Source organism: Paenibacillus lautus NBRC 15380 (genome assembly GCF_004000945.1).
Taxonomy (GTDB): domain Bacteria; phylum Bacillota; class Bacilli; order Paenibacillales; family Paenibacillaceae; genus Paenibacillus_AQ; species Paenibacillus_AQ lautus.
On sequence record NZ_BIMF01000010.1, the window covers coordinates 1 to 16712 of the forward strand.

At 49.4% G+C, this 16712-nt stretch carries 18 protein-coding genes and 1 tRNA gene; 6 read left to right on the plus strand and 13 right to left on the minus strand.

Annotated features, from left to right (window positions below; genetic code table 11):
- Positions 1-79: 79 nt before the first annotated feature.
- Both PLA01S_RS17735 and PLA01S_RS17740 read right to left on the minus strand, forming a co-directional pair.
- Positions 80-155: transfer RNA gene (locus PLA01S_RS17735), tRNA-Asn, on the minus strand.
- Between the two features lie 26 nt (positions 156-181).
- Positions 182-688 (minus strand): SprT family protein, encoded by a 507-nt coding sequence (locus tag PLA01S_RS17740; RefSeq protein ID WP_246059650.1) that lies wholly within the window; start codon positions 686-688, stop codon positions 182-184.
- A gap of 98 nt (positions 689-786) precedes the next feature.
- Here PLA01S_RS17740 and PLA01S_RS17745 point away from each other — a divergent pair, with 98 nt between their 5' ends.
- Entirely contained in the window at positions 787-1137 is a 351-nt protein-coding gene (locus PLA01S_RS17745; RefSeq protein ID WP_127593370.1) for a hydrolase/acyltransferase, read from the plus strand.
- Between the two features lie 80 nt (positions 1138-1217).
- Complete coding sequence (gene cmpA / locus PLA01S_RS17750; RefSeq protein ID WP_015737250.1) at positions 1218-1349, plus strand: cortex morphogenetic protein CmpA; 132 nt, start codon at positions 1218-1220, stop codon at positions 1347-1349.
- Between the two features lie 96 nt (positions 1350-1445).
- On the opposite strand, the gene PLA01S_RS17755 is transcribed toward cmpA, so the two are convergent.
- Positions 1446-1916, minus strand: a complete 471-nt coding sequence (locus PLA01S_RS17755; protein ID WP_127593371.1) for a DinB family protein — start codon at positions 1914-1916, stop codon at positions 1446-1448.
- A gap of 150 nt (positions 1917-2066) precedes the next feature.
- Between PLA01S_RS17755 and PLA01S_RS17760 the strand changes: the two genes are divergently transcribed.
- On the plus strand, positions 2067-2627 hold the full coding sequence (locus tag PLA01S_RS17760; protein ID WP_127593372.1) for a CGNR zinc finger domain-containing protein: 561 nt from the start codon (positions 2067-2069) through the stop codon (positions 2625-2627).
- 67 nt (positions 2628-2694) lie between these two features.
- Positions 2695-3135 (plus strand): GNAT family N-acetyltransferase, encoded by a 441-nt coding sequence (locus PLA01S_RS17765; RefSeq protein WP_127593373.1) that lies wholly within the window; start codon positions 2695-2697, stop codon positions 3133-3135.
- Positions 3136-3240: 105 nt separating this feature from the next.
- Here the strand turns inward: PLA01S_RS17765 and PLA01S_RS17770 are convergent, their stop codons facing one another.
- From PLA01S_RS17770 to PLA01S_RS17815, 10 genes are all read right to left on the minus strand, one after another.
- Positions 3241-5457: a Tex family protein gene (locus PLA01S_RS17770; protein WP_127593374.1), complete on the minus strand. Its 2217-nt coding sequence runs from the start codon at positions 5455-5457 to the stop codon at positions 3241-3243.
- Positions 5458-5897: 440 nt separating this feature from the next.
- A complete protein-coding gene (locus tag PLA01S_RS17775; protein WP_006212388.1) occupies positions 5898-6248 on the minus strand; it encodes a type II toxin-antitoxin system PemK/MazF family toxin in 351 nt (116 codons plus the stop codon).
- Between the two features lie 3 nt (positions 6249-6251).
- A complete protein-coding gene (locus tag PLA01S_RS17780; RefSeq protein ID WP_028406492.1) occupies positions 6252-6533 on the minus strand; it encodes a CopG family ribbon-helix-helix protein in 282 nt (93 codons plus the stop codon).
- A 225-nt stretch (positions 6534-6758) separates the two neighbouring features.
- Positions 6759-7946, minus strand: coding sequence for an alanine racemase (gene alr, locus PLA01S_RS17785; RefSeq protein WP_127593375.1), 1188 nt, complete (start codon positions 7944-7946; stop codon positions 6759-6761).
- 271 nt (positions 7947-8217) lie between these two features.
- Positions 8218-9330 (minus strand): LolA family protein, encoded by a 1113-nt coding sequence (locus PLA01S_RS17790; protein WP_100539085.1) that lies wholly within the window; start codon positions 9328-9330, stop codon positions 8218-8220.
- 257 nt (positions 9331-9587) lie between these two features.
- On the minus strand, positions 9588-10916 hold the full coding sequence (locus PLA01S_RS17795; protein WP_127593376.1) for an MFS transporter: 1329 nt from the start codon (positions 10914-10916) through the stop codon (positions 9588-9590).
- Between the two features lie 63 nt (positions 10917-10979).
- Positions 10980-11477, minus strand: coding sequence for a winged helix-turn-helix domain-containing protein (locus tag PLA01S_RS17800; RefSeq protein WP_100539087.1), 498 nt, complete (start codon positions 11475-11477; stop codon positions 10980-10982).
- Positions 11478-11650: 173 nt separating this feature from the next.
- Positions 11651-12211, minus strand: coding sequence for a GNAT family N-acetyltransferase (locus PLA01S_RS17805; protein WP_127593377.1), 561 nt, complete (start codon positions 12209-12211; stop codon positions 11651-11653).
- A 35-nt stretch (positions 12212-12246) separates the two neighbouring features.
- Positions 12247-13575, minus strand: a complete 1329-nt coding sequence (locus PLA01S_RS17810; RefSeq protein ID WP_127593378.1) for an alpha/beta hydrolase — start codon at positions 13573-13575, stop codon at positions 12247-12249.
- 167 nt (positions 13576-13742) lie between these two features.
- Complete coding sequence (locus PLA01S_RS17815) at positions 13743-14312, minus strand: GbsR/MarR family transcriptional regulator (protein WP_100539090.1); 570 nt, start codon at positions 14310-14312, stop codon at positions 13743-13745.
- Between the two features lie 371 nt (positions 14313-14683).
- Between PLA01S_RS17815 and PLA01S_RS17820 the strand changes: the two genes are divergently transcribed.
- Positions 14684-15886, plus strand: coding sequence for a quaternary amine ABC transporter ATP-binding protein (locus PLA01S_RS17820; protein WP_127593379.1), 1203 nt, complete (start codon positions 14684-14686; stop codon positions 15884-15886).
- On the plus strand, positions 15879-16712 hold the full coding sequence (locus PLA01S_RS17825; RefSeq protein ID WP_100539092.1) for an ABC transporter permease: 834 nt from the start codon (positions 15879-15881) through the stop codon (positions 16710-16712). Before PLA01S_RS17820 ends, PLA01S_RS17825 begins: the two co-directional genes overlap by 8 nt.

The window sequence follows — 16712 nt, forward strand, 5'->3', positions numbered from 1 at the left end:
ATTCGAACCCTCGCACCGCTTACGCAGTCTAACCCCTTAGCAGAGGGTCCCCTTATAGCCACTTGGGTATCTCTCCATATGGCTCCCCGAACAGGACTCGAACCTGTGACAACTCGATTAACAGTCGAGTGCTCTACCAACTGAGCTATCAGGGAACATTAAGTTGGATATTAATAATTTATCATGACTTCATAGGGGAGTCAAGCTTCAGAAGCGTAAGGCGTCCGGCGCACTTTCCGCACCGATACCGGGCCGGATTCATCTTCCGTTTACGCAGATATTCAGTCCCGCAGGCGCTGCAGCGAAGTTTATATCGATAAGGTTCCGGCTCCCGACGGCCCGCAGCCTTGCCCTTCGGCAAGGATTTGCAGAAACGGCTCCCTCCAACGGCTTGCAGCAGGCTTTTGAAATCAGCATCCCGATGCCGATATCCCCTGCCCGCAATATGCAGATGATAATGGCACAGCTCATGCTTGATGATCTTCTCCACCTCTTCCCTGCCATGCGTAGCCAGCTGATGCGGATTGATCTCGATATGATGGCTTTTCATGAAATAGCGGCCGCCTGTCGAGGACAATCGCCGGTTAAACGTTGCCTTGTGCTTGAACGGAACCCGGAAGCTCTCCAGCGAGATTTTCTCAACCCATGCCTGCAGTTCTTCATTACTCATCTCGTTCATCGTCACCATGTCTGATCCTTCCTTTTGCCTTATAAATGCTACTTGAATTTTAACTTCTCTCTGGGCTACACTGTCAAGTAGAAAGTATGGAGGGAGAACCTGCAATCATGCCGAACATGCGCTACGTTATTTTAAAAGGACAGAACGAGCTGTTATTTGTCGAAATGCCCAGTGACTATGCTTACCAGCTCAGTGCTCTAAATTTACGCCTCAATAAGGAAATCGATAAACTCACCGCCGCAGGCAAACCTCAGCTGCCTCTTGCTGTAGCGGAATGCGACAATCTGGATCTGCTGCAGGAATCGCTAAGCATTCAAGGTGGTCTGGAATACATAAATGAGCTTGAGCAGGCCTTTGCTTCCCTTAAGGAAACGGAATATCCGCTCATCTCGCTGCTTACCGAAATTCGGGCTCTCCAAGCGCAGCTTGAGCAGTGGTACGAGGAAGAAGCGCAATAATCGAGGTAGACCTGCACGCTTTGGGCTTTTTCCCCATATGCTATCCATACAGATGGAATTAGCAAGAGGAGGAGATACCCTTGCCGCAATGGCTCTGCAATCAATTGACACGCGCTTTTCGTAAAAAGGACAGACGTCAGATCAAGCTGCTGAACGAATGCTGGTACTTTTACCGGAATTCCCCGGGTGAAGAAAACTCGAATGCCCGTTAGGGCACTGCAACCGATCCATATGTATGACAATAAGCCGGACACCCTGTCCGGCTTATTTTTGCGTTTGATTAGGGCTGAATGCGTCGAATTTTGAACTTATAGAAAGCTGCGTTTAGCTGGCCAGGAGCCCTGAAGCTTCCGGAGAAAAACAATTTGTCCCGTATGATATGCATCATGCATAATTAAGCTAAGTATTCGCTGAGGCGATTCGATGATCTCCGCCTCCGGCATCTCCTCAAACTTGTGTCTTAAAGCGGCATGAACATCTTGAATCTGCTCCCGAGCCGTATTCCATGCCTCCTCACTTGGGTCATGAATGAGAAACGTCTCGTCATTGCCTATCCCTTCATTAGGAAGCGGTGTACCTTCCAATCTCGCGAGCAGACGCTGCTTGTAATACAGCAAATGCTGCACGTTCTCCCAAATGGAATTCGCCGCCTGCCCTTCCGGTTTCCACAAAGCCTGCTCGACCGTCACATCCTTCAGGGCAGGGAGAATTGGAGGATACCAATCCTCTTGCCCCATCGTATAATCCCAGTTTTGGAGCAGTAGTTCCTTCATGTTCATAACCACCATCGCCTCCGCCTCATTTTTTTGTAACCACCATAAATGAAATAGAATGTTACATAAAAATTGACACAGTTTAGACTTCATTACAAGTAACTAGCAACATAAATTTTCACTTGTTACAATAATGAATGAGAAAGGATGGGTTTCATGTTATGGGATGATTTTATAAATAGCGAATGGCATGACTGGAGAGGCAGCGGGCGATCCGAGGACCGGCTTGCCCGTGAGGATTGGCTCACCGATTTCATTAACCAATATCAGCTTCAAGTCAACCTGCCGCTGACCCCGGATGAACTGGGGCTGCTGAGGCAGCTTCGTTCCTTCCTGTTGACGTGTGTTCAGCACATCGTCGCGGGAGAGTCACCTTCGCCCAGGGAGATAGAGGAATTGAACCGCTGGATGGCTGCTGGACCTGTTATTCGCCATCTGGAAATAGATGAGGATCAAAACTTTGCACTGTCTTATATCCCCCAAAATCCAGGTCTGCAAGCAGTGACTGCCGAGATTGCCGGCTCCTTTGCTCAAGCCATCGAGCAAGGCGAATTGTCCCGGTTCCGCATCTGCACAAATCCGGATTGCCTGTGGGTATATTATGACGATACACGGAACCGTTCCAAACGTTATTGCGACGATAAAATGTGCGGCAATCTGATGAAGGTCAGACGGTTTCGGGCGAAGAAAAAGCAGCAATCGGACAGCGAGTGTTAAGCCGAAGCGTAAGTTTAGGGAGCAGTATATCTCAACATATATTATTAACAAGCTGAGGTGAGTAGTCATGAGCATCAAAAGGGTGACTCAAACAGAATTGACCTGGGTCAATCAACAATACGAACACATCGGGTTCCAGCCAAGCACACTGGACAATGAAATCATTGCTATCGTGATGTCGCAAGACGACGATGCAGGAGTCGGCCGATTGGTTAAACTTAATGACCACGAGGCGGAGCTCGGCGGTATTTATATTCTGGACGAGTTTAGAGGACAATCTCTGGCGCACGAAATCGTCGCGTTTCTGGTAGAAGAATCGAAAAGATTGGGCCTGGAAACCGTATACTGCATTCCGTTTGAGGAGCTGCAGCATTTCTATAAGAAGTTTGGTTTTCATGAATTCGATGTATCTGCTCCCACAGTCGAACCCAAAATTTTAGCAAAATATCACTGGTGTCTGGAGAGATACGATAAAAAAGTCCTGCTGTTAAAGCTGAATCATAGCTAAACCAACCGCCAGGACATGCTCCATTAGCTATTAGTCCGGACCTAATACGAAAAAAAGAGCCGTTCTCCCCAAAGGAGATACGGCTCTTCTTCTATTAAGCAGCTCTTATGACTGATCTTTCGGCTTGCGCATCGTCAATCCGACGCGGCCTTTTTTCAAATCTACATTCAGCACCCACACGGTAACGTTATCCCCCACGGAGACAACATCCATCGGGTGTTTGACAAATCCATCGCTCAGCTGGGAGATATGCACCAGGCCGTCGCTCTTGATACCGATATCCACAAAGGCGCCAAAGTCGATGACATTGCGCACCGTTCCCTGCAGCTCCATTCCCGGCATAAGGTCCTCGATCTTCAACACGTCCTGGCGGAAAATCGGCAGCGGCAATTCCTCCCGCGGATCGCGTCCCGGACGCTGCAAGCTGTCCAGTATATCACGCAGCGTCGGTACGCCAACCTCCAGCTTCACGGCAAGGTTCTCCGGCTGCTGGGCATCCAGCAGTTCAGCGAGCTCCTTGCTTCCGAGCTTGTCCAAACTTACCTGAAGCTCCTGGAATAAACGGTCAACCACTGCATAGGATTCCGGGTGAATCGGGGTTCGATCCAATATGTTCTCGCCTTCCGAAATCCGCATAAAGCCCACGCACTGCTCATAGGTCTTGGCACCAAGACGCGGAACCTTCTGCAGCTGCTTCCGACTGACAAACTTCCCGTTCTCTTCTCGGTACTTCACGATATTTTTGGCAATGGTGGCATTGATGCCAGCCACATAGGAGAGCAGTGACGGCGATGCCGTATTCACATCCACCCCGACATGGTTAACCGCAGACTCCACGACGGCTTTCAGGCTCTCCTCGAGATGCTTCTGGGTTACGTCATGCTGATATTGGCCCACGCCGATCGATTTCGGATCAATCTTCACCAGCTCGGCCAGCGGATCCTGCACACGGCGTGCAATCGAGGCCGCGCTGCGCTCGGCGACATCCAGATCAGGGAACTCTTCTTGAGCCAGCTTCGAGGCCGAGTACACGCTTGCTCCCGCTTCATTGACGATGAGGTATGCCAACTCAGGGTCAGCAAGTTCCGCAATGACTTCTTCAGCGACGAACTGCTCGGTCTCACGGGATGCCGTACCGTTTCCAATGACAATCAGCTTGATGCCGTATTTTGCAATGAGCTCTTTAAACTTCGCGGCGGCCTCCTGCTTCTTGTTGGCCGGCGGCGTCGGATAGGTTACTGCTACCTCAAGCAGCTTGCCCGTATCATCGACCACCGCAAGCTTACAACCGGTACGGTATGCCGGGTCAACGCCCAGCACACAGCGTCCCTTCACCGGCGGCTGCAGCAGCAGGCTGCGCAGGTTCCCAGCAAAGATGGAGATCGCCTGGTTCTCCCCTTTTTCCGTCAGCTCCCCCCGCACTTCCCGTTCAATCGATGGAGCAATAAGACGTTTGTATGAATCCTCGATCACCGCCGTAAGAATGTCCGTGACGGCTGACGGACCTTTAAGCACCTGTTTACCGATATACGCATGAACGGATTCGGAAGGAACATCAAGCCCCACCTTCAGAATATTCTCGCGCTCTCCCCGGTTAATGGCCAAAATCCGGTGCGGCGGCATTTTCTTTGCCAGTTCCCGGTAATTGTAATAGTTCTCGTATACGGATTCCACTTCGGTATCCTTCGCCTCTGAGGTCAATATGCCGTGGTCCATGCTGTATCTGCGTACCCAGGAACGAACGGTTGCATCATCGGCAATGTTCTCGGCCAGTATATCCATCGCGCCTTGCACAGCCTCTTCTGCCGAAGCCACACCCTTCTCCTCATCGACATACTTGGCTGCCTCAACCATCACATCAGCCTGCTTCGGCTGCGACCATATCCACTCCGATAACGGCTCAAGTCCTTTTTCCTTCGCGACGCTTGCCCGGGTTTTACGCTTTTGCTTATACGGACGGTAGAGATCTTCTACCTCCTGCAGCTTAACGGCGGCCGTAATCGACGCCTTCAGATCTTCCGTCAGCTTGCCTTGCTCCTCTATGATGCGGATGACTTCCCGCTTACGGACCTCGAGATTGCGCAAATAGCCTGTCCGCTCTTCAATATCACGTAATTGGTTCTCATCCAGTTCGCCTGTCATTTCCTTACGGTAACGCGCAATAAACGGTATGGTATTGCCCTCATCCAGAAGTTCAACGGTCGTGCGCACCTGTTTTTCGGACAATTGAAGCTCCTTCGCGATCTGCTTCACGATCCGTTTCGATTCTTCCTTGCGAATCTGTTCTTCATTTACTTCCACAACAGCTTCTAATTCAGACAATGATATCCCTCTTTCTTCAATGAAACTATATTTGCTATTATCCCAAACTTAAGCGCTCATTTCCACTACATCGCTCACTTCATAAGGCTTTAAGCTGCTTTTAATGTCAATTTCATCTGATTTTAAGATTTTATTTATATTCTTATAGTACGAAAATGCTGCTGCCGGATATCCACACCTCATTAAAATCAGGGGGGCACCTTAGATGAATGACAAACATGCGATTGCCTGGTCCGTTGTCTGCCTTTTGTTTATTGCAGCGGCGGTCACTACGGCCTACATCCTCATACCTACAAACACGTAATCCACCCATCTCCAGTCTCATGCAGCAATTGCCGAGCCGTCATCCATACCCTCCATATAAAAACCCTCAAGGAGTGACTCCTTGAGGGTTTTTAGTCATAACATTCTATGTGGAAAACGTTAGCGCTTGAATGGAATCAAAAATCAATCAAGCCCAGACTTATTTGCAGGGAATCATCCACCTTACTCATCATTTCATCATCAAGATGGGTGATTTTGTCGGTTAGCCGCTGCTTATCAATCGTCCGGATCTGCTCTAGCAAAATGACGGAATCCCGGTCAAATCCATGCGACGCCGCGTCGATTTCGACGTGAGTCGGCAGCTTGGCTTTTTGAATCTGTGCCGTAATGGCTGCAACAATCACAGTCGGACTAAACCGGTTGCCGATATCGTTCTGAATGACAAGGACCGGCCTTACGCCGCCCTGCTCAGAACCGACAACAGGTGATAAATCCGCAAAAAATACGTCGCCCCGTTTAACGATCACTGTCTACACCCCGCTTACTAAGCGGTCTAGAGTGTTGTCTGCATCTTCCTCCGCGTGAAACGCCTCAGAAGCCATGGTCAGGTTAATTTTGGCCATTTCCATATAACCTCGTTGCATGGATTCACGAATGTAACGTTTCTTCCGTTCATTCAGGTACAACTTCATGGCTTGCCTAATAAGCTCACTGCGGTTGGAATTTTCCAACTGAGCGATCCCGTCCACTTCCTGCAAAAGATGATCCGGTAAACTGATCATGATTCGTTTGGTGTTCTGCATATTGGCCACCCTCTATTACACCCCCACAACCTTCTCGCCTGTGCACCAGTATTACATTATTCAAGGAAAATTATACAAAAGAATATATATGCCGAAGGTATATCAAGTATGCTGCATATCATTATAAACTACAATCGACACTTTCGTACAGACTTTAACGACATATTCCTAATTCGGGAAGTTCTGTACTTATTCCTTCTTTCCTGAATAAATTACTTAGGGTGACATGCCTTTTTAAAGGTTGCTCCAGAGTGCGTTTACGGTCTTCACGGGTATATCATCACGTATATACTGACGTGGTACCCGGTGGGCAATCATGCAGACGACCTCGTAGTGGATCGTCCCCAGCTTGGACGCCAGCTCATCTGCCGTGATGCATTCGCCAGACTGCTGACCGATGAGTACAACCTCTTCACCAGCTTTAATTTGTTCCGCCTCATCGGCGAAAGGTTTGAGCGATACCATACATTGGTCCATACAGATGGTTCCGACTACAGGGACGCGGCGGCCGCGTATTAATACTTCCACTTTACCGCTCAGCATACGAGAGAAGCCATCGGCGTAACCGATGGGAAGGGTTCCAATTTGCTCTTCCTCCTCCGTTACATACTTCGTCCCGTAGCTGATACCGGAATGCGGAGGTAAATTTTTGACGTAGACAAGCTTTGTCTTTAACGTCATGACAGGGCGGAGGCTCACTGTCTTTCGATTCACCTCATCCGAAGGATACAGTCCGTACAAGCCGATGCCGACACGAACCATATCATAGGATAATTCGGGTGTATCAATTGCAGCAGCACTATTGCCCGTATGTATGATCGGGATATGGTAGTCCTTATCCCGAAGAGCGTCCGCTACGCCCTGAAAACGGCGGTACTGTCCCAACGTATAGTCTTTGTTCTCTTCATCCGCTCTTGCAAAATGGGTAAACATTCCTTCGACAACAACCTGCGGCAGCGAAAATACTTCTTCTATAAAAGAAATCGCATCTTCGCCTGGAAGCAGGCCCAAACGACCCATTCCGCTGTCAATCTTGATGTGTACCTTGAGTGGCTTCTCCGGCTGGACCGGCAGTGCCTTTATCGCTTGGAGCACTTCCGAACTGAACAGGGTTATGGTTACATCATGCTCATAAGCGATCTCTACAGCCTCCGGTGGTGTATAACCGAGCACCAGGATCGGGCTAGAGATGCCTCCTTGCCGAAGCTCGAGTGCTTCATCCAGGAAAGCTACGCTTAAGTAAGCCACCCCCAGTTGCTGAAGTTCGCGTGCCACTTCTACAGCTCCGTGACCATAGGCGTTAGCCTTCACACAAGCAAGCAATTTCATGTGGCTTGGCAGCGCATCACGAAAAGCGTTATAGTTGGCGCGCAGATGGTCCAGGTTGATCTCCGCCAGGGTAGGTCGATATATCGCTTGCAATTCCAGTCACCTTCTTACCATTTTGAAAAAAGCATTATGCTTTACAATAGATTAATGGTAATGTTCCCGGGAGCAACTGTCAATTGAGACAAACTGCTTATTTATGAGGCTCGTGGTTCCCCCCGGGTGGCGAAACTTGGTGAAACATCGGAATATCTGCAAGAAATGGCGATTGGCCCACGGACGGAGTGCCTTTATTTGGAAAAGAGGCGAATGGCCTCATTGTCGGAATTTTGCCCTCCTTCAATGCTCGGTATCCGCCTACTTCGTATTATTTACCCGATTCTCCCTGCATGGAAGCAGCGACTTTCTTCATTTCTTCGACAGGCAGGTTGGCGCTCGTGATCCGGTATTCTACGCCTTCCGAACTCCAGGTCAGCGTTCTTTGCTGATCGCCGGTGAGCAGGCCAACCGTCGTGAAATCGATATACACCGCCTCGCCCGGTACGAGGGAAACCGCACGATCCACCGGTCTGGATTCCATAATCGTGTATTGGTATACACCGTCATACTTCAGAATAACGGCATGATCCTTGCTCTCCGGAACTTCCATGGTGTCCTTGTTCGTGACCCCTGCAGGCACATATTCCGGATAGATGATGCCGAAGGACCCCATGTCGCCGCCGGCAGCCGTTTCCGTCAAGCCCTCGGTTCCCTGAGTGCCGTTCCCCTCCGTCGTGGAAACCACCGGTATCCCGTTCTCGTCAACTTCCGCCATCGTCCCCTTCGCATCGTTCATGGCACTGAGATTCTTGTTAGTATCAAATGAATCCTTGGTCAGGTTCGTATCGAAAGTAAAGGTGTTGAATTTCACCTCAACCACCACATTCGCTTCGGAGTCCGACACTTGCACCTGTTTCGGCGTGTAGTTGTCCTTGGCGAGCCAAATCTTCTGACGAATCAAGGAATGGCTGTGGTAATTGGCAGCCACATCAAACACATAACTATCCTTATCCTCGGCAAACTGACGGGTGTTGTCGCTCAAAATGCTGCTAAGCAGCGTTTGGTACAGATATACCTGTCCCTGATTATCCGGCCAATCGCTCTTGAAGCGGAAGCTCTTGTTCAAGCTAGGCGTCAGAACGAACACGCCGTCATCGTTGCGAAGCACGATTTGCGTAATATCCTTTTGCCCATTGGTTAAGCTGATCCGGTAGTAAGATGGAGACTGGTACCATACCTCAACCTGATACTCCTGCGGCGCCGAACCGGTATGTATGGTCATAACGCCCGCTCCCTGGTAAGCGCCCTTGGCACTTTCCAGCTTATCAGCCACCTTGCCCAGATCCTTCACAACGCTGTCTGCATTCTTCTTCCCGCATCCCGCCAGTATTGTTGTTAAGCATAATACTACCGCGAGCAGCACCCATGAAATCCGGCGCATGTCATCATCCCCTTCAACACTTGTTTTGACTTGATTGATACATGTCTATGAGGGACTTGGTCACATTATGCAGACTAGCCTGACAAGCACCGTTACGGTGGGACGCAGCAGGCGTTTACACTTCGCTTAAACGAAAAAAAGAGCCGAGGACGAATCCGTTCGCTGATTCATCCTCGGTTCAATATTTGAGAAATTCCAGTACGGGCCATCTTCTTCTGCCCTCTGTAAAGCATGGACGTTTATCGACTTAGCCATCTCTAAGGGGCTGTGTGCATAGAAATGGACTTCTCAGGAGCTGCATTCGTATAAGGCGCGAACCATTCCTCATCTACATTGTCAGGTGACGGAAGACTACGGGTAGTTGAGTCAAAGATCCAGAAGATCCCTACGCAGAGCACGGCGATTCCGCATCCCGCGATAACGGAGGAACTTGCCGCAACTATGCCAAGAGCACCTCCGATCAGGCTGCCAAGCGGCATGGCAATTCCGCTGAGTCCGCTAGCTGCCGCGAACACCGTACCCAATCTTTTCTGGGGTATCGCCTTCTGAATGACCGAATTGATGATGACGTTCGTAATGCCTCCGGGAAACCAGGCCAGACCATATACCAGAACGACAAGCCATGTCCATGAAGTGAATACGCTGAGACACCAGGCAGCGCCCGATAAACAAAACGCTCCGGCAAAAATATATCCAAGGGGCAGGCGCTCCAGCTTCAAATACGGAGCCAGGATCGCTCCCAGCAAACTTCCGCAAGCCTGGGCCATAAGCAATATACCGTAGACGCCGGCTCCGCCGAGGCTGTCGGCAAACGCAGGCATAACCGTAAAGGTAGCGCCGCCCGCAGCATTGATGACGATCATCCCCATCTGTACTCGTGCGAGCGGGGTTGCCAGAATGTACCTAAGGCCTTCCTTCATGTCCGCCCAATAATTTTTAAGGGCATTACGCTGAGGTTTGGAAGTTACGGTGCTTTTCGGTGATGTATTATTTACGTTGTTATCCGAAGTTTCGATAGACTTCTTGATTTTCAGTTGCGAGAATAACAGCGCTCCTACGAAAAAACCGATCGAATTCCATAAGTAAAGGGATACTGCGCCCAGCACAATAATCAATACGCCGGATATTGCGTTACAAGCGACATCGATGCCTTGATAGGCTAAGGAGAACAGCGAATTGCCTTGCGTTAGCTGCTTCTTATCGAGAATTTTAGGAAGGGCCGACATTTGGGCCGGATATACCCACATATTTAGCGTGGATAGAATCGGTGTTATCGCAAGCACAACGCCAACCGTCAGAAAGTCGAAATAGAATGCAAGCGGAACGATCAACAGAAGAACCGCCTGAAACAACTGGGTGTACACCAGAAGCCCCCGTAAAGGAACGCGGTCAATCATCGGACCGGATAACAGTTGAATGATTCGGGGGAGAATCGAGAGGAATCCGGCAAGTCCCGTATACAGCGTCGAGCCCCCCAGATCATACACCAGCCACATGGCCGCTACCGCGTACATGCTGTCGCCGATATTCGTAAGGATTCGGCCAACGAACAACAGCAGGAAATTGCGATTCTTTAATATTTCCACGAAAGAAACACTCCTTCATTTTTAAATTTAATAGTTTGGGAGAAGAGGCTTTGAAGCCCCTTCCTATTTGGACGTTTCCGTCGAAACCACGTTGATCCCTACGGCATACTCCTTGCTGTCTTCCCCTTTGGTCGCGATGGTTTTGTTCACCCATTTTTCGAGCAGTTCCCTGAATTCCTTTGTCATCTCTTCATATTGGTCGGCGTTCAGCTGCAGCCTCAAGCTAATTCGGGTTCGGGTCGCTGCTTCATAATCTTCAGCAAGAACCGGGTCCATCGTTTGCGTTCCCTTGGTGTTAAACCACTTCGCTTTGGATTTATAATATTTCTCAACGATGCCGCCGACCGTCCGGGTCTCCACCAAATCTATCAGACCGCCGTCATATAACTTCTGTATATGGTAGTGAATGCTTCCCGGCGAATCTCCCAATTCATCCGCGACTTGCTTGGAGGTTTTGGCGATATCCAGTATGGTTCCGAGAATTTTCACCCGCTGGGCGCTGCCCAGCAGCTTCGCTTGTTCCACCGATATTTCAATGCTCTGATTTTGATCTTGATCCATGACGCAAACACTCCATTCTAAATGAAATAGTCATTCTAATTGTGTAATTCATACGGTTATTTTCGTTTGTTCTAATTTATTTTATCATTCTAATTTTCTAGATCGGTATGACACAATAATAAACCACCTATTACCATTTGTAAATAGGCGGCTTATAAATTGTTTCTTTTTTTCTAAACGGGTTTGACCATATGATAATAAACATGCCCGTTAATCATGATTTCCTTATCTGTTTTATAACCTCTTCTTTCGTACAAAGAATGGGCGCGATGATTGTCCGTCACCACGGCGAGAGCAATTTTACGATAGGTAAGCTCCTTCGCCCGATTCTCCGCATGATGAATAAGAGCCGAACCAATCCCCTTTCCTCCAAACTGCGGTGAAACGGATAGCGTATCGATATAGTACTCATCCTCGTCCGCTTCTTTGTCCAGCGCTATGGAAGGGTCATTCTTGAGCTTCCGCAAACGATCCAACATCGGACGATCCAATTCGGCCGCATGATCGCCGCCGTAAGCTACGATCATGCCGGCCACCTCGCCGTTGATCTCTTTCACGGCAGCCTGACGGTAACTGAGCCTGCCCTCGTCAGCCCGGAAATATTGCTCCAGCACTTCAAGCACTTTCTCTTCACTGTCTTCCCCTGTTAATTGATGCGCCACATCGTGCAGTGCATCGTACAGCAGCCTTATCGCTGCAGCTGCATCCTGTGGTCTTGCTGATCTGATGGTCATGCCGATTCATCCTCCGATTACAATTCAACTCAAATTCAAGCATCCCAGTCCTCAACCTCATAAAACAGCTCCATCTCGGACGATGCCGTAAAAGAACGCCGTTTCACTTCAGGATCCCCAATCTTCTCATGCAGTCCAAAGCCTCTTGATACCTTGAACGTAAAAGACAAACCATGTGGTACCATCGCACTCCCCCTATATAAGCCCTCTCCGCAGTAAGGAATCTCAAATCCGGCATAGATCGTGGCGGAAACCGGCGTGGAAGGCGGTACCTTCACCTGAATCGTGACTTTCACAAGCTCAGGCAGCTCTTCTACAATCGTAATCTCTTTATCCGCGATCAAGCTTCCCATTTGCAACGTAATCCGGGTACTGCCGGGAGTTCGAGGCTTCAGCGTTCCATCCGGCAGCAGCGTGAGCAATTCCGGATCCTCTACATGATATGTTCCATTCATCAACGTTTGCACAAATCCGCTGTCGTATGTAATGACCGGATTCAGTTGTTTGACGGGGCCGTTTACCCCTGCGACGCCATCGCCATACAGCTTAATCGAGACCGGTTCTCCAATGTCGCCGAAAAAATACAGCAGCGGTGCCTGTGCTCTGCCTGCCCAGTCGCTTTGGCTGTGAGCCGCTCCCGGATCCAGGAACAGCATGAGATCATCCCCCGGCACAAAACCGTCCCGAACCAAGCGCTCCGCTTCCTCCCGGGCGTATTTTTCCATGAAAACTCCTTCCGCACCGCCCATATCCAGCCATAACTTAAGATTTGGGTGCGTGCCGTATCTTTCATAGAAGGGATGTTCCTTAAGCTCCCCCTGAGCATCAAAATGGGCTTTGACGAAATACGGCGACATGACCGCAATGCTTCCGAACACATCCGGCCTGCGGAAGCCGATATTGTATGTGACGATCCCGCCCGCGGACGAACCCATCATGGCCGTATGCTCCGGGCCCCTTAATGTGCGATAAGTCTGATTGATATATGGCATGACTTCTTCAATGATAAATGATTCGTACCGTTCGCCGGCAAACGGGGGATCGAATACCTGATGCATCCTTGGATTGTCATGGAAGTACTCGTTCAGTCTTTGATGGGGAACCGTAGCGATGCCAACGATGATAATCTCTTCCATCCGTCCTTCGGAAACCAGGCGATCTGCGGTGACATGCATATCCCACGAGCCGCCTCGCTCATCCGCTGCAAATACATGCTGCCCGTCATGCATATAGAGTACGGCATAATGCTTCTCCGTATTCTCATGATAACTGGGTGGAAGATATACATACAAACTTCGGGTATTGCTTAGGTGAACCGATGGAAAATCTGCAATTTCTACCATTCTTGAGGACATACTGACCATTCTAACCCCTCCTGACTATTTTTGCACCACATGCACTTGCATGCGGTTATTCATCCAGACAATGCCAGATAACAAAAAAAGGCACAACCCGATAAAATCAGGTTGTACCTCTTGGGTAAGCATTGCCTTACTCCACATTATACTGGGGAATTCCCCCATTTTCAATATCAGGATTCACCTTCCGGCGGTTCTTTCGGCACATACTTAAAGATATCGCCATCCACAAAAGTATCAATCAATCGTTCCAGCCATTTATAGTAAGCAACGGCCTCGCGCATCTTCGCCTGATCCTCTTGCAGCACCGCTGCCAGCTCTTCGTCATCTTCATGCGCTTTACGGAGCTTCTCCGTTTCGTCGAGCGCTTTGCGCAGGACCAGAATGTTGCTCTCCACCGATTTACGCCATTTAATATCGAAGAAATCCAAGAAGGTCTGGTACCAGTCATACTCCACTTCATACAAATCCTTGCGGGAACCCTTCTCCCACACCTTGTTTACCATTTTATAATCGAGCAGCGTCCGCACGCCTGTACTCATGCTGGTCTTGCTCATCTTCATTTCCTGTCCCATTTCATCCAGGTTCATCGGTTTATCCGCAAAATAAAGCAGTCCGTATAAATGTCCCGTTGAGAGTGGAATGCCGTACAAATCCATATTTCGTCCAATATTTTCAATGACACGCTTACGAATCTTATGCACGGCTGCCTGCCGTTCATCATCTAAATGGTACAAGCCCATGCTTGCAGCCTCCTCTATCTGTAGCCATCCAAGAAGTCATGTCAACATAACAAAACTAGGTGGACTCGAAGTGTAGTGTGAACGATCTCAAGGAAATCTAAACAAGCCGAATCCACACACATTCTCTGATCTATTGTAGGGAAAGCTATTTTAAAAGTAAAGAAGATCGCTCTGGAGGATATCGGAGCATATGGGAGCATTTCAAAGGATAACTTTGTACAGTTTTTACTGTACGTACTTTACGTACGGATATAACGTTTGATACTTTACGTATCGGTTGTTACAATGGGTGACATGGGTTTACGAGACGACAGGAATAAGAAGACTCGGTCAAATGGACGCGTCTCTATACAATAAAAGGAGGAGTACTTTTGGCTATTCTGCAAGTTAACAAAGTCAGCAAATTGTTCGGCGCGAACCCGGAACAAGGGCTTCAACTGCTGGAGCAAGGCTGGAGTAAAGCGCGAATTGCGAAAGAGAAAAATATAACGGTTGGCGTTAACCGTGTCAGCTTCGATATCCATGAAGGCGAGATTTTTGTGATCATGGGGCTGTCAGGCAGCGGTAAATCTACATTGGTCCGTTTGCTAAATCGGTTGATTGAACCAACATCGGGCGAAATATTGATTCACGGCAAGGATCTGCGAAAAATGAACAAGGAACAGCTGCGGGAAGTACGCCGCAAAAAAATCAGCATGGTGTTCCAGAAGTTCGCCTTGTTTCCCCATCGTTCGGTTGTAGAGAATGTGGAGTACGGCTTGGAAATTCAAAAGGTAGACAAAAGCAAGCGGCACGAAGCGGCCATGAAATCGCTTGAGCTTGTGGGCTTGAAGGGCTGGGAGGAAAAAATGCCCGATCAGCTCAGCGGCGGCATGCAGCAGCGTGTCGGGCTTGCCCGCGCACTCGCCAATGATCCGGAGATTCTGCTGATGGACGAAGCCTTCAGCGCACTGGATCCGCTCATCCGCAGAGACATGCAGGATGAACTGATCGAGCTTCAGGACAAAATGAAAAAAACCATCGTGTTCATCACTCACGACCTGGACGAAGCTCTTCGAATCGGCGACCGCATTGCCTTGATGAAGGACGGTTCGATTGTTCAGATCGGAACGCCGGAAGAAATCTTGACACAGCCTGCCAACGATTATGTTGAGCGGTTCGTGGAAGATGTCGATCTGTCCAAGGTGCTTACCGCTTCACGGGTTATGCGCCGTCCGGAGACCATTACGATGGATCGCGGGCCTCGCGTTGCGCTGGAGCTTATGCGTGAACGGGGGATCTCGAACCTGTTCGTCATCGACCGTTCCAAGAAGCTGCTTGGCGTCATTACGGCCGAAGATGCGTCGGATGCCATGAAGAATAACCGCAAGCTTGAGGATATTCTTATTACGGACGGTCCGAGTGTCGGACCCGATACATTGCTGAATGAATTGTTTGAAATTACGAGTATGGCTAAAGTGCCATTGGCCGTTGTGGATGATACTGGCAGATTGATGGGCGTTATCGTTCGCGGTGCTGTTCTTGGAGCCTTGGCTGGAGAAAGCAAGAGCGAGGAGGTGACGCAAGATGCCTAAGATTCCTCTCGCTAGCTGGGTTGATTCCTTGGTTGAATGGATGGGAGACGTCTTTTCCGGATTCTTTGACGCCATCGCCTTCATCATTGAAAACGTCGTGCAATTGTTTACGGATTTGTTCATGCTCCCTCATCCGTATCTGTTCATCGTCATTCTGGCTGTCATTGCCTATTTATTAGGCCGTCTGCCATTGACTTTGTTCACAGCCATCGGTTTTCTGCTGATCGATAACTTGGGCTACTGGTCACAGACGATGAGCACGCTGAGCCTCGTGATCACGGCAGCATTGATCTCCGTTATCCTTGGTGTTCCACTGGGGATATGGGCGGCCTACAGCAAGTCGGCATCCCGCGTGATCATACCGGTTCTCGACTTTATGCAAACCATGCCGGCGTTTGTCTATTTGCTCCCTGCCGTCACATTCTTCAGCTTGGGCGTGGTTCCAGGGGTGATCGCTTCGGTTATCTTCGCCATTCCGCCAACGATTCGCCTGACCCGTCTTGGCATTATGCAAGTATCAGGTGAACTGACGGAGGCTGCGGATGCATTCGGTTCGACTTCCGGACAGAAATTGTTTAAGGTTCAGCTTCCATTGGCGATGCCAACCTTGATGGCCGGCATTAACCAGACCATCATGCTGTCCTTGTCGATGGTCGTCATCGCTTCGATGATCGGTGCCCAAGGTATCGGTGCCGAGGTCTACCGGGCCGTAACTCAGCTGCAAATCGGCAAAGGGTTTGAAGCCGGCTTGGCTGTCGTCATTTTGGCGATTGTCCTCGACCGCTTTACACAAAATATATTTAAATCGAAAAAAAGGGGTGCTTAA

What these genes read in the sequence shown, in the direction of transcription:
- PLA01S_RS17740 (WP_246059650.1), bottom strand. Translation starts at nt 688, where the DNA reads ATGGTGACGATGAACGAGATGAGTAATGAAGAACTGCAGGCATGGGTT.
- PLA01S_RS17745 (WP_127593370.1), top strand. Translation starts at nt 787, where the DNA reads ATGCCGAACATGCGCTACGTTATTTTAAAAGGACAGAACGAGCTGTTA.
- PLA01S_RS17755 (WP_127593371.1), bottom strand. Translation starts at nt 1,916, where the DNA reads ATGAACATGAAGGAACTACTGCTCCAAAACTGGGATTATACGATGGGG.
- PLA01S_RS17760 (WP_127593372.1), top strand. Translation starts at nt 2,067, where the DNA reads ATGTTATGGGATGATTTTATAAATAGCGAATGGCATGACTGGAGAGGC.
- PLA01S_RS17765 (WP_127593373.1), top strand. Translation starts at nt 2,695, where the DNA reads ATGAGCATCAAAAGGGTGACTCAAACAGAATTGACCTGGGTCAATCAA.
- PLA01S_RS17790 (WP_100539085.1), bottom strand. Translation starts at nt 9,330, where the DNA reads ATGCGCCGGATTTCATGGGTGCTGCTCGCGGTAGTATTATGCTTAACA.
- PLA01S_RS17800 (WP_100539087.1), bottom strand. Translation starts at nt 11,477, where the DNA reads ATGGATCAAGATCAAAATCAGAGCATTGAAATATCGGTGGAACAAGCG.
- PLA01S_RS17805 (WP_127593377.1), bottom strand. Translation starts at nt 12,211, where the DNA reads ATGACCATCAGATCAGCAAGACCACAGGATGCAGCTGCAGCGATAAGG.
- PLA01S_RS17810 (WP_127593378.1), bottom strand. Translation starts at nt 13,575, where the DNA reads ATGGTCAGTATGTCCTCAAGAATGGTAGAAATTGCAGATTTTCCATCG.
- PLA01S_RS17815 (WP_100539090.1), bottom strand. Translation starts at nt 14,312, where the DNA reads ATGGGCTTGTACCATTTAGATGATGAACGGCAGGCAGCCGTGCATAAG.
- PLA01S_RS17825 (WP_100539092.1), top strand. Translation starts at nt 15,879, where the DNA reads ATGCCTAAGATTCCTCTCGCTAGCTGGGTTGATTCCTTGGTTGAATGG.